Source organism: Paenibacillus sp. JT22N12, from assembly GCF_056269365.1.
On the sequence record NZ_JBWDNU010000003.1, the window covers coordinates 667,658 to 683,624 of the forward strand.

The 15,967-nt window shown below is 50.2% G+C and carries 17 protein-coding genes; 4 read left to right on the forward strand and 13 right to left on the reverse strand.

Annotation, left to right across the window (positions count from 1 at the left end):
- Window positions 1-89 precede the first annotated feature (89 nt).
- The 7 genes from AC0YOA_RS14325 to pdhA all read right to left on the reverse strand — a co-directional run bounded on the left by AC0YOA_RS14325 (window position 90) and on the right by pdhA (window position 7,338).
- Window positions 90-596, reverse strand: a complete 507-nt coding sequence (locus AC0YOA_RS14325) for a dihydrofolate reductase (protein WP_475787154.1) — start codon at window positions 594-596, stop codon at window positions 90-92.
- 21 nt (window positions 597-617) lie between these two features.
- A complete protein-coding gene (thyA, locus tag AC0YOA_RS14330; RefSeq protein WP_475770562.1) occupies window positions 618-1,412 on the reverse strand; it encodes a thymidylate synthase in 795 nt (264 codons plus the stop codon).
- Window positions 1,413-1,461: 49 nt separating this feature from the next.
- The gene (locus AC0YOA_RS14335) at window positions 1,462-1,950 is read right to left on the reverse strand and encodes an acyl-CoA thioesterase (RefSeq protein WP_475787155.1); all 489 of its coding nucleotides are present in this window, start codon (window positions 1,948-1,950) and stop codon (window positions 1,462-1,464) included.
- Between the two features lie 284 nt (window positions 1,951-2,234).
- Complete coding sequence (gene lpdA / locus AC0YOA_RS14340; protein WP_475787156.1) at window positions 2,235-3,656, reverse strand: dihydrolipoyl dehydrogenase; 1,422 nt, start codon at window positions 3,654-3,656, stop codon at window positions 2,235-2,237.
- Window positions 3,657-3,659: 3 nt separating this feature from the next.
- Complete coding sequence (locus AC0YOA_RS14345) at window positions 3,660-5,018, reverse strand: dihydrolipoamide acetyltransferase family protein (protein WP_475787157.1); 1,359 nt, start codon at window positions 5,016-5,018, stop codon at window positions 3,660-3,662.
- Between the two features lie 70 nt (window positions 5,019-5,088).
- Window positions 5,089-6,066, reverse strand: a complete 978-nt coding sequence (locus AC0YOA_RS14350; RefSeq protein ID WP_475770566.1) for an alpha-ketoacid dehydrogenase subunit beta — start codon at window positions 6,064-6,066, stop codon at window positions 5,089-5,091.
- A 207-nt stretch (window positions 6,067-6,273) separates the two neighbouring features.
- On the reverse strand, window positions 6,274-7,338 hold the full coding sequence (gene pdhA, locus AC0YOA_RS14355; RefSeq protein WP_210040595.1) for a pyruvate dehydrogenase (acetyl-transferring) E1 component subunit alpha: 1,065 nt from the start codon (window positions 7,336-7,338) through the stop codon (window positions 6,274-6,276).
- 319 nt (window positions 7,339-7,657) lie between these two features.
- On the opposite strand from pdhA, the gene AC0YOA_RS14360 reads away from it, so the two are divergent.
- On the forward strand, window positions 7,658-8,395 hold the full coding sequence (locus AC0YOA_RS14360; protein WP_475787158.1) for an alpha/beta hydrolase: 738 nt from the start codon (window positions 7,658-7,660) through the stop codon (window positions 8,393-8,395).
- Window positions 8,396-8,462: 67 nt separating this feature from the next.
- Here AC0YOA_RS14360 and AC0YOA_RS14365 read toward each other — a convergent pair whose 3' ends face one another.
- Window positions 8,463-8,945: a low molecular weight protein-tyrosine-phosphatase gene (locus AC0YOA_RS14365; protein ID WP_210040591.1), complete on the reverse strand. Its 483-nt coding sequence runs from the start codon at window positions 8,943-8,945 to the stop codon at window positions 8,463-8,465.
- Complete coding sequence (locus AC0YOA_RS14370; protein ID WP_210041007.1) at window positions 8,942-9,631, reverse strand: trimeric intracellular cation channel family protein; 690 nt, start codon at window positions 9,629-9,631, stop codon at window positions 8,942-8,944. Before AC0YOA_RS14370 ends, AC0YOA_RS14365 begins: the two co-directional genes overlap by 4 nt.
- A 230-nt stretch (window positions 9,632-9,861) precedes the next feature.
- On the opposite strand from AC0YOA_RS14370, the gene AC0YOA_RS14375 reads away from it, so the two are divergent.
- Window positions 9,862-10,503: a thiamine diphosphokinase gene (locus AC0YOA_RS14375; RefSeq protein WP_475787159.1), complete on the forward strand. Its 642-nt coding sequence runs from the start codon at window positions 9,862-9,864 to the stop codon at window positions 10,501-10,503.
- A gap of 17 nt (window positions 10,504-10,520) precedes the next feature.
- Here the strand turns inward: AC0YOA_RS14375 and AC0YOA_RS14380 are convergent, their stop codons facing one another.
- Window positions 10,521-12,485 carry an endonuclease MutS2 gene (locus AC0YOA_RS14380; RefSeq protein WP_475787160.1) on the reverse strand — a complete coding sequence of 655 codons (1,965 nt, stop codon included), beginning with the start codon at window positions 12,483-12,485 and terminating at the stop codon, window positions 10,521-10,523.
- A gap of 33 nt (window positions 12,486-12,518) precedes the next feature.
- On the opposite strand from AC0YOA_RS14380, the gene AC0YOA_RS14385 reads away from it, so the two are divergent.
- The gene (locus AC0YOA_RS14385; RefSeq protein ID WP_475787161.1) at window positions 12,519-12,782 is read left to right on the forward strand and encodes a hypothetical protein; all 264 of its coding nucleotides are present in this window, start codon (window positions 12,519-12,521) and stop codon (window positions 12,780-12,782) included.
- Window positions 12,783-13,069: 287 nt separating this feature from the next.
- Here the strand turns inward: AC0YOA_RS14385 and AC0YOA_RS14390 are convergent, their stop codons facing one another.
- From AC0YOA_RS14390 to AC0YOA_RS14400, 3 genes are all read right to left on the reverse strand, one after another.
- Window positions 13,070-13,858 carry an MBL fold metallo-hydrolase gene (locus AC0YOA_RS14390; protein WP_475787162.1) on the reverse strand — a complete coding sequence of 263 codons (789 nt, stop codon included), beginning with the start codon at window positions 13,856-13,858 and terminating at the stop codon, window positions 13,070-13,072.
- Between the two features lie 65 nt (window positions 13,859-13,923).
- Window positions 13,924-14,592 carry a GNAT family N-acetyltransferase gene (locus AC0YOA_RS14395; RefSeq protein WP_475787163.1) on the reverse strand — a complete coding sequence of 223 codons (669 nt, stop codon included), beginning with the start codon at window positions 14,590-14,592 and terminating at the stop codon, window positions 13,924-13,926.
- Window positions 14,593-14,610: 18 nt separating this feature from the next.
- Window positions 14,611-15,282 carry a GNAT family N-acetyltransferase gene (locus tag AC0YOA_RS14400; protein WP_475787164.1) on the reverse strand — a complete coding sequence of 224 codons (672 nt, stop codon included), beginning with the start codon at window positions 15,280-15,282 and terminating at the stop codon, window positions 14,611-14,613.
- A gap of 171 nt (window positions 15,283-15,453) precedes the next feature.
- On the opposite strand from AC0YOA_RS14400, the gene AC0YOA_RS14405 reads away from it, so the two are divergent.
- Window positions 15,454-15,942 carry a C40 family peptidase gene (locus AC0YOA_RS14405; RefSeq protein ID WP_210040581.1) on the forward strand — a complete coding sequence of 163 codons (489 nt, stop codon included), beginning with the start codon at window positions 15,454-15,456 and terminating at the stop codon, window positions 15,940-15,942.
- Window positions 15,943-15,967: the final 25 nt, after the last annotated feature.

The window sequence follows — 15,967 nt, forward strand, 5'->3', positions numbered from 1 at the left end:
AGCAATTGGCACCCATACGTTAAATGGATTTTCCGTACAATCATTTGCACTAAATGACAGAATGTTCGTCATATAACGAAAGCAGGATATCAGGAACGCGGCGTTTTTCGGATATAGGTGCGGATGCAGAAATCATAGGCATTCTTATCATCCCTCTGAAACGGCTCACTGCCCGTCAATTCCCATTCACCCTCATTAATGGCCGGAAAATAAGCATCTCCCTCAACCTCAGCGTCCACTTCAGTGAGAAGCAGCTTGTCCGCATATGGCAGAAACAAGTTGTACACTTCTGCGCCGCCCATGATCACAAGCTCCTCAACGGAATTTGCATTGTAGCGTGTCATAGCTTCCTGAGCGGTATGAACAACCTCACAGCCGTCATGCGAAAAACCGCTGCTTCGTGTGAGTATAACATTAAGCCGGTCCTTGAGGGGCCTGCTGCCCAGCGATTCAAAGGTCTTGCGCCCCATCAATACGGTTCTTCCTGTCGTGGAACGCCTAAAATGAGCGCTCTCGGCAGGCAGGCGCCAAGGCATCGCATTGCCGATGCCAATTACCCGGTTATGCGCCATGGCGGCGATCATCGTAATAGACATACTGATTCAAGCCGCTCCTTCCTATATGGCAACTTCCGCTTTGATTGTCGGATGGTGCTGATAATTCGCAATTTCAAAATCCTCATACGTGTAATCGAATATCGAATCCGGCTTGCGTTTGATAATCAACTGCGGCAGGGGCAGCGGCTCACGGGTCAACTGCAGCTTAACCTGCTCGATGTGATTGCTGTATATGTGAACATCGCCGCCGGAATATATAAAATCCCCTACGCCCAAATCACATTGCTGTGCGATCATGTGCGTTAACAGCGCGTATTGTGCAATATTAAAAGGCAGCCCGAGGAATGTATCCGAGGAGCGCATGGTCAGCATGCAGGAGAGCTTGCCGTCAGCCACATAAAACTGAAAGACAAAATGGCAGGGCGGCAGCTTCATATGCTCGATCTCCGCTACATTCCATGCACTGACAATATGCCGGCGTGAATCGGGATTACGCTTGATGGATTCCACCACCTGGGCAATTTGATCAATTTTCCGGCCGTCCGGCGTTTCCCAGGCACGCCACTGCGAGCCATACACGGGACCAAGATCACCATTCTCATCCGCCCATTCATTCCAGATACGGACGCCATTCTCCTGCAAATAGCGGACATTCGTCTCGCCCTTCAGAAACCACAGCAGCTCATGAATAATGGATTTCACATGCATGCGCTTCGTTGTCACGAGCGGAAACCCTTTATTTAAATCGAATCGGATCTGCCGGCCGAACACCGATGTCGTTCCCGTTCCGGTCCGGTCTTCCTTCACCGTTCCGTGATCCAGTACATCCTGCAATAAATCCAAATAAGCTCTCAAAGCAGATTTATCCCCCTTCTGCATTTGTGTCATCCTTCTATTTTAGCATTTATTGAGGGTTCTGTCTTTCCCGTTTTCTCTGCATCCTAAGTTCGTAACGCCCGGGAGCAGAAGCATGCAGCGCCTTTTCTTCATCCGTCTCCGGTATGACAACCGGCACTCCGGTTGGTTTTCCGGTCTCATCCAGAGCAACAAAAGAGAAAAATGCGGTGACTGCCGTTTTCCGCTCGCCCGTGTACACATTCTCCGTCTGGACCTTCACGAAAACCTCCATCGAGCTTTTATGCGTCCAGGTTATGAATGCCTCGACTTCGATCACTTCCCCGACCCGGATCGGCGCTACAAAATCAAGGCTGTCCGTTGAAGCGGTGACGACCGGCTTGCGGGCATGGCGCATACTTGTAATAGCTGCGATTTTGTCCATATACTCCATGACCTTGCCGCCGAACATGGTGCCGTGATAATTCGTATCCGATGGAAAAATCAACTGCATCATTGTCGACCTTGATTCACTTGACAGCTTGCTTGCTTCACTCATAAGGCCGCCTCCTGAATAGGATTGTTCCAATAGTTTCGATCAGAAAATGGCTCAAGCCGTACGAGACGGCCGAGTGCGATACTTCCAATTGAAATATATGCAGCGTATCATGAAGAAACGACAGCATCCATATTTTGTAATACAACTAAATTTATCCTCAATAAATCATAGAAATTTAACGATATAAAACATTAAACATTTCTATAAGTTGAACAAAAGAGGCCACGCGCTCGTGCAGCGGCTCGTGACCTCTTCTTTATTTGCTATAAACCTGCTCAAGAATATTATTTCTTGCTCGCGATGGCATGAATCGGATGTCCCAGTGCCACTTCGACAGCGTCGAGAACAATTTCACCCAGCGTCGGATGCGCATGAATCGTGAGTGCGATATCTTCAAGCGTTGCACCCATTTCAATGGCAAGACCAAGCTCAGCAATCATATTGGAAGCTTCCACACCGGCGATTTGCGCGCCGAGCACAAGCTCGTTGTCCGCATCGGCAATGATTTTGACAAAGCCTTCTTTCACGCCGAGCGACAATGCGCGTCCATTGATGTTGAACGGGAATTTGCCGACTTTCACGTTGTGGCCTTTTTCTTTGGCTTCCTTCTCGGTGTATCCTACGCTGGAAAGCTCAGGATCGGAGAAGACAACAAGCGGAATGCATTTGTAATCAACGGCGCTTGCTTGTCCTGCGATCGCTTCAGCCGCAACACGGCCTTCATACATGGCTTTGTGGGCAAGTGCCGGTCCTGCAGTGATATCGCCGATCGCATAGATGTGCGGAATGCTGGTGCGGCACTGCTCGTCAATCTCAATCAGACCGCGGTCGGTCATTTTAAGGTTGATCAAATCAAGGCCAAGCTCTCCATCCGTGTTTGGACGGCGTCCAACCGTAACGAGCAGATAATCAGCCGTTACTTGCTTTTCTTCTCCGCCGACGGTGTACGTAACCGTTATGTCCTTGTCGGTTTGTTCCGCGCCTTTGGCCTGAGCGCCCGTTACGATTTCCGCATTGGCACCCTTCAATTTCTTCGCAACAAGCGAAGACATGTCAGTATCAAAGCCAGGCAGAATGGTTTCGGTACCCTCGATAATCGTTACCTTCGTTCCGAAACGCGCATACATTTGGCTGAGCTCGATTCCGATGTAGCCGCCGCCGATTACAACGAGGCTTTTCGGAATTTCCGGTAAAGACAAGGCGCCGGTCGAAGATACGATACGTCCGCCGTATGGGAATGCTTTGAGCTCGATAGGACGGGAGCCAGTCGCGATAATGCAGTTCTTGAAACGGTAGCGCGGAGCTTCGTTATCATTAAACACGCGGGCTTCTGTTTCATTGATGAACATAACCTCGCCGTTGAAATATTCGATTTTGTTGGCTTTAAGCAAGGAAGCAACGCCGCCGGTTAATTTCTTGACGACACTGTTTTTGAATTCCTGTACTTTGCTCCATTCCACTTTGACGTCCGAAGCGGTAATCCCGAATTCCGAAGCATGACCGATGGAATCGTATTGATGGGATGCGGAGATCAGTGCCTTGGAAGGAATACATCCGACGTTCAGACATACGCCGCCCACATATTCTTTATCCACAACAAGCACGTTTTGTCCAAGCTGGGCGGCACGTATAGCCGCGACGTAACCGCCAGGACCTGCACCGACGACTAACAAATCAATATCTAGTGAAGCGTCACCTACTACCATGGGTTATACCTCCATTACAAGCAATTGGGGATCGGCGAGCAGCTGCTTGATGTAATTCAAGAAATTCTGAGCTGTCGCGCCGTCAATGAGCCGATGATCAAAACTGAGTGATAGAGCCATAACCGATGCCGCGACGATTTCGCCGTTTTTGACAACCGGTTTTTCAGAAATGCGGCCTGTGCCAAGAATGGCCACTTCCGGGAAGTTAATCACCGGCGTGAAGAACATGCCGCCTGCAGAGCCAATGTTGGTAATGGAGATTGTGCCGCCTTTCATCTCTTGAGCGGCAAGCTTGCCGTCGCGGGCGCGACCGGCGAGTTCCTTGATCTCATCGGCGATCATCCACACGTTCTTGCGGTCAGCATCATGGATGACAGGTACGACAAGGCCGTTGTCCGTATCCGTCGCGATGCCGATATTATAATATTTCTTAAAGACAATTTCCTGCGCTTCTTCGTCCAGCATGGAATTCAGCTGCGGGAACTGACGGCAAGCAGCGACAAGCGCCTTGACGATGAAAGGAAGATAGGTCAGCTTGACGCCCTTCTTCTCTGCAACCGGCTTAGCTTTCGTACGCAGTGCGACAAGCTCTGTAACATCAACCTCATCCATCAACGTTACATGCGGAGCTGTATAGACGGATTTGGCCATGGCTCCTGCAATGATTTTGCGGATGCCTCTAAACGGAATGCGCTCTTCGATGCGATCCCCGGCCGGAACGGCTGCTGCCGCTTGCGGCTTGGATGCCGCTGCCCCTTGAGCTGCTGTTGTTTCCTGCGCGCCAGCTTGCTGGCCTGCAGCCGGCTTCCCGCCGCCTGCCGCGAAAGCTTCAACATCTTCACGGGTGATACGGCCATTCTTGCCGGAGCCGGAAATATCACCGATGGCAGCGCCCTTCTCACGTGCGAATTTACGTACGCTTGGCGTAGCCAGAACGAGACTGTTTGCAGCTTTTGCCGGCTTGGCAGGCTCGCTTGATTTGGCAGCTTCTGCTGCTTCCGGAGCCGCGTCCTTGGAAGTCTCGGAAGCGCTCGTGTCCGGAAGCTCGGTTTTCGCAGGGTCTTTGGCAGCTGCGGTATCCTGACTTTCCGTTTCCCGCTCTTCCTGATGAGGCAGCTCGCCTTCCGCATCAATGATTGCAACGACATCGCCGACATGGCATACTTGCCCGTCCTTCACGAGAACTTCAAGCACTTTGCCGTTAACCGGGCAAGGAACCTCCACGATTGCTTTATCGTTCTGCACTTCCATTATGATATCTTCGTCTGTTACCGTGTCGCCGGCTTTAATATGCATCTTGACGATTTCGCCTTCATGCAGCCCTTCGCCCAGCTCCGGGAACCGATACTCAAATTTCGCCACGTCCCGTGACCTCCTTCCAGGTCTTCACGACCTGCTTGTCTGTTTAATCTGGATTATGGGATAAAGACAATTAAAAGTTTCTCACGTCGTTAACCGCCTTGATAATGCGTTCAGGCGTAGGAAGCCACGTCTTCTCAATTTGTGCGAAAGGATAAACCGTATCCGGCCCGGCGACACGCAAGACCGGGGCTTCCAAATGAAGAATCGCTTTTTCATTGATTTGGGCAATGATTTCCGCAGCGGCTCCGGACGTTTTTTGCGCTTCCTGAACAACGATAGCCCGGTTGGTTTTTTGAATCGAAGCCACGATGGTATCAATATCAAGCGGCATTAAGGTTCTCAGATCGATAACCTCCGCCTGAACGCCATCCTTCTCCAGCTGCTCGGCTGCTTTAACCGCTGTATGAACCATTGCTCCATAAGCGATAATGGTCACGTCGCTGCCTTCGCGCACGATGTTGGCTTTGCCAATCGGAACGGTATATGCATCTTCAGGCACATCTTGACGGAAAGCATGGTACAGATTCAAATGCTCCATGAAGAATACAGGATCATTGTCGCGAATGGCCGAGACCAGCAGGCCTTTAGCGTCATAAGGGTTGGAAGGTACAATAACCTTAATGCCAGGCGTTTGAATCGCAATGCCTTCCAGAGAGTCGGTGTGCAGCTCAGCAGCGCTGACGCCGCCGCCAAAAGGGGTACGGAATACGATTGGCGCGTTGTAGCGGCCGCCAGAGCGGTAACGCATACGTGCCGCCTGGACTAGCATTTGGTCAAGCGCTTCATAGATAAAACCGACAAACTGGATTTCCGCTACCGGACGAAAGCCTTGAATGCCCATCCCGACCGCCATGCCGGCAATTGCGGATTCAGCAAGAGGGGTATCGAATACACGGTCTTCGCCGAATTCGCCCTGCAGGCCTTCCGTCGCACGGAAAACGCCGCCGACCTTCCCGACATCCTCTCCGAATACAAGCACATTCGGATCATTTTTCAATTCGACGCGCATCGCGTCGCGAATCGCTTCTTTCATATTCATTTGCGCCATCGCTGAAGTTTCCTCCTAAGAGTTTTTCTGTGATACATCTCGCATATTCATCCTTGTGGAGCAGAAAGACTCACTTCGGAAGCATACGCTGAGTTTTTCTGTGATACATCTCGCATATTCATCCTTGTGGAGCAGAAAGACTCACTTCGGAAGCATACGCTGAGTTTTTCTCTGATACTCTTGCAATTCTATATTTACAATTCCTTATTAAAAATCCACTTTTTGCTCTTCCAGATGCTGCGGAGTGTTTTCAAACATCGAATCGATCAAGCCGTTGACAGTCATTTTCTCCGTAGCTTCGGCTTTTTTGATATTCTCGTTGACTGCAGCTTTGGCTTCTTCCTTGACGCGGGCTGTTTCTTCCTCCGACCACAGACCTTTTTGCTCCAGGTATTTACCGAAGCGTACGAGCGGATCCTTCAGACTCCATTCGCCCTCTTCTTCCTTGGTGCGGTATTTGGACGTATCATCAGCCATGGAATGCGGGCGGTAACGGTAAGTCAGCAGCTCGATCAATGTCGCGCCTTCGCCATTGCGGCCGCGTTCAGCTGCTTCTGATACGGCTTTGTAAACAGCCAGAACATCCATCCCGTCTACTTGAACGCCTTTGATGCCGGCAGCCAATGCTTTGTGGGCAATGGAGTGCGCTGCAGTTTGTTTTTCAAATGGTGTCGTGATCGCATAGCCGTTGTTCTGAACGACATAAATGACCGGAAGCTTGAATACGCCGGCAAAGTTCATGCCTTCATAGAAATCGCCTTCCGAAGAACCGCCATCGCCTGTATACGTAATGGCAACACGCTTCTCATTGCGTTTCTTGAATGCCATTGCAACTCCGGTGGCATGCAGAATTTGAGCGCCGATAATGATTTGGGGCATCAGCACATTGACGCCTTCCGGAATCTGACCTCCGTGCTGATGACCGCGGGAATACAGGAAAGCTTGATAAAGCGGCAAACCATGCCATACGATCTGCGGCATGTCACGATAGCCGGGGCAAACAAAATCCTCTTTGTTCAAGGCGTATTCGCTGCCGATCATGGATGCCTCTTGTCCGGATACCGGTGCATAGAAGCCCAGACGGCCTTGTCTGCCGAGATTAACCGCACGCTCATCCCAAGTGCGAGTGAATACCATACGGTACATAATTTCTTTCAGCTGATCGTCGGACAGCTCAGGCAGGTAATCTTTATTAACGATTTCACCATCTGGCGATAATACGGATAGCGGTTGAACCGGTTCTGTCTGAACTTCATAAGGAACCTTACTCATATCGTTCACCTCAGTTAAATATTTGATAAACCGTGAGTCTCTGTTATAGAATGATTATAACCCTGTTTAAGCTGGATGGTCAAAGTATAAAATAGATAAAACCTTCTATTTTTCTAAGTTTCGGACTATTTACTCATGTCATTGTATATGTAACAGATTGAATTTTCTACTGGTACAGAATAGTACACTATCATCAAAAACAGAGCCCGAATGATCATTCCGGCACTAAGGGAGCTTGAACGTTATTCCGTGGATCTCACTTCCTTTTGTTTACCCACAACGATGACAATCCATGCAATTCGAGAGGAGTTATTTATTTATGACGGATCAACGCTATTTAAAAAGAACGATTGTAAAAGAGGTTGTCAGCAGCCAACACCTGCCGGAGGGGTCACGGGAACTGCGCGTTTATCTGCCGCCGGGTTATAACGAGCTGTTGTCCTATCCGGTCGTCTATTGCCAGGACGGCGAAGACTTTTTCAATTTCGGCAGAATCGCCACACTTGCCAACCAACTCATTCTCGATGAGGGAGTAGAGCCATTCCTCATTGTCGGCGTGGATGTGGACAAGCAGAAGCGCACGGCGGAATATTCACCCGATGGTGAGCTTTATGACGGATATGTCGCTTTCTTCGCTGAGGAGCTGATTCCTTTTATCGAGGACAAGTACCCTGCCCGCCAGGAGCCCTCGCACCGGATTCTGGCGGGAGACTCGCTCGGAGGTACGGTGTCCCTTCATATTGCGCTCGCTTATCCGGAGCTGTTCCATCAGGTTATTTCGTTCTCGGGGGCTTATTACCCTGAGTCCCGGTCCATAGCTGCCCAAGAAATCGATCTGAAGCGGCTGACTCTCTATATGATTGTAGGTTTGCAGGAGACCGATTACCAAACCGACAGAGGCATCTATAACTTCGTGGAAATCAACCGGGAGATGAAGCAGATCCTGGAGGAAAGAGGGGCCCGTATTCACTATGGCGAACATGAAGGGCGGCATGTGTGGGGTTTCTGGCAGAAATATATTCCGGAAGCGCTGCACACCTTCCTGCGCAGCGAATGATTTTTTATAAAATAAAGACCGCAGCTGTGTGGCCGATTTGTACATCGGACAACAGCTGCGGTCTTTTTTACACCTGCGTTAACTTTTCTTCCTTTATCCGCTCCAGCAGGCGGGCGCAGCCCAGCGCAACCAGCTCATAAACCTCATCAAAATTACCTGTATAGTACGGATCCGGAACATCGCATGTTTTGCGGTCCGGCAGCAGATCCATAAATTTGAACACCTTGGAGTGGCCATCCGATCTGCTTCCGAATAATTGTCTCACATCGCGCTCATTATTATTGTCCATGCATACGATATAATCATTATTGCTGTAATCATCCAGTCTTACCTGCCTTGCGCGAATGCCTTCGTATGAGATCCCATACCGGTCCAATAGCCCCCTTGTTCCCTCGTGAGGGGGTTTTCCCAAATGCCAGTCTCCGGTACCTGCGGAATCAACGGCGATAACACCTTCCAGCCCAGCCTGAACCAATTGATGGCGAAAAACGGCTTCTGCCATGGGCGACCGGCATATATTGCCTAAACATACGAATAATACGGAAATCATAGATGACCTTCTTTCTCCTTGTTGTCCTTTGCTTCTGCGGCCCGTTCTTCCTGAAGCTCCTCAGCGTAAACAGATTGAGCCAGTACAAATTTCAGTGACCGGCGCGGAAGTCTCCATCTGTAGTGTACCGATAACATTCTGAAAACAATCACGATCACGAAAAGAAACAGCAGATCCAGAGTGGTAGTAAACCAGCCCAGTCCAATTGCCGCTCCTGCCGCCATAGCCCATACCGCATAAATTTCATCTCTGAGCACAAGCGGCTTCCGGCCGGCAAGCACATCGCGGATCATCCCGCCGCCAATTCCCGTAAGCATGGCGGCTACGATTACCGCACTGAGTGGATGCTTCCCGGTAGCGTACAGCGCCCCTTGAATGGCGAAGGCCGACAGCCCGATCGCATCGAAAAACGCTTCGCTGCGTTTCCAGTGCTTGATCCATTTGACGGGCAGAATAAAAGCGATGGTCATGGCTATGACAGCCGTTTTCAGCAGCATTCCCTGTGTCCACAGCATCGTTACCGGCACATCAATGAGCAAATTCCGGATGACGCCTCCGCCAAATGCGGTGACCAAGCCAAGCACATAGACGCCCAGGATGTCGTATTCCTCTTCCATGGCCACAATGGCTCCGCTGACTGCAAACGCGATCGTACCGATAATGCTGAACACTGTGAAAATGTCCATGTTGAGTTGATAATTCACGTCATACTGCCTCCGATTGCCAACACGGCAGCCAAAGCATTCACCAAAGCGAATGCCTCTTCGCCAGGAGTGACTCGTTTTAATCCTCTCTCATTTTATCCGCGGTCAGCTCAATCGGCAATAGCCATTTGATATTTTTAATACTGGTCAATCTTGGTGCAGCCCGGGTATACTGACAAAAGAATTATTTTGGAGAGGAACGATCCATTGCCGTGCAAATTAATCGCATTCTTATCTTCACCGGAGGCACCCTTGACTTGTGGGCGCTTGACCATATCCAGCATAATGATTATATCATTGGCGCCGATGCCGGTGCGCTTTTTCTCATTACATATGGGATAAAACCCAATATTTCACTGGGCGATTTTGACTCCGTCACCGCAGAGCAGCTGGAGAGGATTCAGGCTGAGAGCGGCGAAACCCTGCCATACGACCCCATCGACAAAAATTATACGGATACCGAGCTCGCCTGGAATCTTGCGGTAAGCAAGCGTCCCCGACAGATTATTTTGCTTGGCGCGCTCGGGACCCGTTTTGACCATACCCTTGCCAATGTCCATCTTCTGCGCTTGGCCCACAGTGCGAATATAGACGCTGTCATTATTGATAAACACAATCGTATTTCTTTAACCTCAGATGAGAAGATAATACTGGCCAAGGAATATCCGTATGTGTCCCTGCTCCCGCTCACCGCTGAGGTAACAGGCATCACGCTGACCGGCTTCCAATATCCGCTTCATGAAGCAACCCTGGAAATTGGACAGTCGCTTGGAATCAGCAATGCCATGACCGGCGAGCAGGCCGTCATACGGATCAGAGAAGGGCTGCTGCTCGTTATCGAAAGCAGTGACTGAGAACGGCGCGCAAATGCTTACGACATTGGTTCATCTGGAGGAGTCACGATCTTCAGTCCGGGGACATATTTGCGGCTCATGGTTTTTCTCGTTTTACGGTTTTCCTTGGAATCAAACACAATATCCATATCATATTCACTGCCCGGATAGAGCTGATTCCCGGATATATATAAAGATAATCGTTTGTGATTAAAGGTCAATTTATTCTTCTGCACCTGAACCACTACGTCTCCGCGCTCATCAGCCGGCTTGTAGACAATCCCTGTTCGCTTCAAAGGGCTGATCCAAACGCAGTCTCCTACTGCAAATGGCTGCTTGGCGTCCTCGCCGGCATTTATTTCGTTTGAGGCGCTCTTCTTGGGCTCAATGACAGGGAAAAAGTCTGGCACCTCCGTTTTTGCTTCTTCTTTGATTTCCATATCTGCTGATTCCGAATGCTGAACCATTCCCGTCCGATAGGCGGCGGCTCTCTCTTCAGCCCTGCTCACCACCCGCTCCGGCAGGCCATATCGTCTGGCTATGGCAAACGCATAGCTGTCGCCCGCCTCCCCAATCTCGAGATTATACAGCGGCTTTAGTGTATTCGCATCGAATGCCATCCGTGCATTGGTACAGCCTTGGGTGCGGGAGGCAAAACGCTTGATTTCATTGAAATGCGTCGTTGCGGCAACCAGTGAATGCTTGGCCAGAAATTCCTCCAATACGGCAATGGATAACGCGATCCCTTCATCCGGGTTAGTGCCGGCAGCCAGCTCATCGAGGAGGATCAGTGTACGCCCGTTTGCGGTCATGAGCATTTCGCGCAGGCTTTCCATATGGGCGGAGAAGGTGCTGAGCGACTGCTCTATACTTTGTCCATCGCCCACATCGGCCATGATATGAGCAAAGACGCCAAATTCGCAGCCCTTACCGGCCGGAATCATTAAGCCTGCCTGGACCATCAATGTGAGCAGCCCGATCGTCTTAAGCGTAACCGTCTTGCCTCCTGTATTCGGCCCAGTGATGATGAGCTGTCTGAAATCCCTGCCAATCTCCACGTTCAGCGGAATACAATCCGTTCCGAGCAGAGGATGTTTGGCATCTGTCAGCTTGACGGAAGGCCGATCCGTGAGCGCTGGCGCAACGCCTTCATATGACCGCGACAGCTTTGCCCTGGCGAAAATAAAATCAAGCGACGCCATGGCCTCGACATTCCACCGCAAGCGGTCCGTCTCCTGTTCGGCCAGCTCCGATAGTCCGGATAATATCACCGTCCGCTCGCGCTCCTCCGCACTCTTCCACATTTGCCACTCCGCCTGCAGATCCGCCACGTCAACCGGTTCGACAAAAAGTGTCTGACCGCTTGCGGATTCATCCCACACCGTTCCAGGCACCTGCTTGCGCAAATCCCGCTTGACCGCAATGACATAATGGCCGTTGCGCTTGCTCACGATCTGCTCCTGCAGAGCGTTCTTATATTTGCCCAGGGAATGGTCCAGCTTGCGGCGGGTCCGCTCTTCCGCAGCCTCCAGATGCCGGCGGATATCGGCAAGTCCCGGACTTGCCTGATCTGTCAGCAATCCATGCCTGATGCATCGCTCCAGCTCCTTGCGAAGCTCAGGACAGTCATGCATGGAGTCGGCATAACCGCTAATTGTCGGTGCGGCATCACGCTTGGCATCCATGTACCTTTTCATCTGGGAGACTGCCGTAAGCCACAGCGCCAGCTGCCCCAGCTCAAGCTCGGAGTAGATCTTGCCTTTCCCCAGCAAAGCCATGAACATCACCATTCCCTCCATGGCCGAGAGTGGAACGCTCGCTCCTGCAGCAAGCAGTCCTGCTGCTTCCTCCGTCTCGCGAAGCCACGACCGGACCTGAGCAGGATTTGTGCTAGGAATATGACGCTGTGCAAGCTCCCTCCCCGAATCGGATACTGTGTAGTTGATCAATTTGTCTTTCATTTTGTTGAATTCCAGTTTGTTCATACTCGTCTCGTTCATCATTTCAGGATACCTCCTATTGGCTAGTGTGAAAATGTGGACAAAAAAACAGGAACAGAACGCATCCGCGTTCCATTCCTGTTTGTGTTGAACGGCTGTACGAATAAAGCAAGCCCTCCTGGCTTCCTGCTGCATCACTGGAAACAGGAGCATCAGCTTAAGCTTATCGTGACAATGAAAAAGCGTGCTCATAAAGAGCACGCTGATTCGCCGTTTAAGCAGGCGGAAATCGTCATGTTCTTAACTCATGGCGATACCCCACTAAACAAGCATTCAAGAACGAACAAACCTGCCTTTTGATCCGGCACGCCCATTCATGCTCAAAGCTTACTAACTGATAACTGAGCAATTTCATCTGTCATTGCTAACAGTTACAGCTACTGCTAACCAAGCAATCGAATATACGATTGCTAACGGTTGCAGTTACTGCAACCGAGTAATCGAATACACGATTGCTAACGGTTGCAGTGTGAGGTATCAATATCCAATTACGAGTTAAGAATCCCGACCGTCATTAAAATTTCCCCCTGCTATTTGAGATTAGCTTTATCATAACTTCCAGAAATGTGTCCGTCAAGCGCATAAGCCTATCCCTGCAGCGTCAATTTGAGCCCGGTAGTGGCATAGGAAACGTGATCAGGCAGGCCATAGTCACGCCTTAAATCAATATCATGTGACATATGGGTGAAAATCGCCTGCTTCGCTTTCCAATCCCTTACAAGCTCAAGTGCTTCCGTCACATCATAGACCGACCTCGAATCAAACGGAAAGGGCTCGTGATAAAAGCTTGTTCCCAGGACCAGCAGATCCAGATTTTGCAGCGGTATGACCTGTTCATCTGTAAGAGCGATGGCATCCGAGCAATAGGCCCAGGACGTTCCGCTTCTTCCATGCGTGAACCGGAAGGCATAGGCGTAGCCATTTTTGCCATGATTGATTTTCCAGCAGTCCACATCCCAGGAGCCGAATTGGAGCCGTGCCGTAATCGGCCGGAAATCTATATTACGATGAATCCAGGGGAAACGCTGATTGATCTCGGCAATCACTTCCGGCATTGCATAAGCTTCTCCGCGATAGTTTAACCATCGGCACATGTCCGCCCATTCCGCTAAACCGCCGATATGGTCGAAATGAGCATGCGTAATCAGAATGCGGTCTATGCGCTTCAAGCCGGCCGATTCCATCTGGGCCCGCCAATCCGGTCCGCAGTCAATCAGCATCGTGCCGTATTCAGAGTCATCCAGATGGACAAGAGAACGATATCTGCGATTGAGTCCACCCTCCCGGCGGGCTTCCTCACACACCTCACAGCTGCAATATACGCGAGGGACACCCATGGAATCCCCCGTCCCCCAGAAAGTAATGGTTGTAGACAACGATCGTTTCCTCCTTAGTCACTGCTGGAGCGTTAGCTTACTTAAGACCGATGGTTCGTTTGGGATCAGAATACTTTCAGGGCAATGGTTTCATGCTTCTTAAGGCCTTCAATCATTTCATGCCAAGAGTCCGGTTTATCCGGAAGCGCGGAATAATAAGTGGTGAGAAAATCAGCGACCAACGAAGAAGCTAGAACGCTCAAATCCTCGTCTTTTGGCAAAAAACAAAGATCCAATCCGCCAACCGCTTCCCCGTTCTCCTGCCAGGAAGGATGGAGATAAGAGAAATCAAGCCTCTTGTAACCGATATGTGAGAGTACTTCGCGGCGAATATGCGGATTCATCGGCGCTACGCCGCCAAAATGATAGTCTACAGTCTGCGGATTGTAAATTTCGGCGAACATCCCGATCGGCTCTGTGCCGCTCTCCCTGGCAAGCTGGGCAATATGCTTCTCCCGGCTGCGCAGCAGAAAACGGCCAATCCCCAGATTCGCCCGACCAATGATCGTAAAGTCCGTCATCGCAACGCGCATATCGGGATAATAACGGTACTCGGTAGCTCCTACCACATCTTCACTGTCTACGGCGACATACACGTGAATGCCGCCATCCTGAAGCGGTCCCTCCCATTTTTCAAAAGCGTAGACCTCTTCCGGCGGGAACACCACCTGCATGAGCTGATGCATCTTAACAAATAACGGATCTTTGATTGATTGCACGCGAACATAGTCCATTTACGATCACTCCATTCTTCAAGATTTATGGGACATGAACGGATTACGCCACTCCATAAGCGCTGCATAATGGCAGGATTCCTCATCCTCGAGGTAATTCTCCATGATGCCCACAGGAAGACGTCCGCAGCGCAGCAGGAAGGAAATCACAGGATCACTGCGAACGCCCGCTGCCACATCTGTCAAATATTGTTCAGCGGACTTCTCAGCGGACACCACATGATAGCCAGGCATGCGGCCGCCGCCCAGCAGCCTTTTCAACTTCAAATGAACGACAACCTCATAAAGAGACTGCATCAGCCATTTGCCTATCCCTGTTTTTCTATAGTTAGGAATAACTCCTAGATCAACCACATACAGGGTATCGCCAGAAGAGTCATGGTTGCGAATGTAGCCGCTGTCCGTGATGGACTCCCAGCTGTGCCTGTCTGACAAGGATGCGTCCTGAAGCAGCAGCGAGGTCATTGAACCGATTAACTGGCCGTCCGCCTCCGCACATATCGCTCCTTCGGGAAAACGAGTTACATGCTCTCTAAGCTGCTCTTCATTCCACCACAGGTCCGAAGGAAACGGAGGAGGAAAACAAGCCTTCTGGATAGCGATCATGCCGTCTGTGTCATCCAGCGTATAATTGCGGATCACGACTTTTACCGGACGCCCCGAAGCAAATACGATCAATTCTTTATACATGGCCTCTCCCCCATATATATTAAGGAATTCTAATGATTTTTTAATAAATTCACTGCAACCTTTGGTAACTCTATCCTTTTTCTCTCAATGGTAAAAATTGAGATGTTTTTCATCTGCTATAGTAAGCAAGTGACTTTCAACCAGAGAGATTCGAGAGGTGCAACCAACAAAATGATAAAAGCTATTCTTTTTCGCAAATTGGCTGTAGTAGGTATCAGTGCAGTTATAGGTATTTCTTCTCTGGCAGCGGGCCATGTCCCCAAAGCAGAGGCGGCAACGGCTTCCACCGGAAGCAAAGTAATCAAATTGGGCGACAATTACTTGGGCGTCAAATATAAACTTGGCGCTGCCAGCGGAATCAGCACTGCATTCGATTGTTCATCCTTCACCCAATATGTATTCAAGAAAGTCGGCATTACACTGCCCCGCACTTCATCGGCCCAATCCAAAAAAGGAACGTATGTTGCGCGCAAGAACTTGAAAGTTGGCGATCTTGTTTTCTTCTCCACTCCAAGCTCCGGTAAAAAAGTGGGACATGCGGCTATATACGCCGGCAACAACAAAGTACTTCATACATACGGCACCGGAGGCGTGAAATTTACAAGTCTCAGCAATTCCTACTGGAACTCCCATTATGTAACCGCTAGACGCGTTCTTTAGCTCTGCTGCAGTACGTACATGTGAA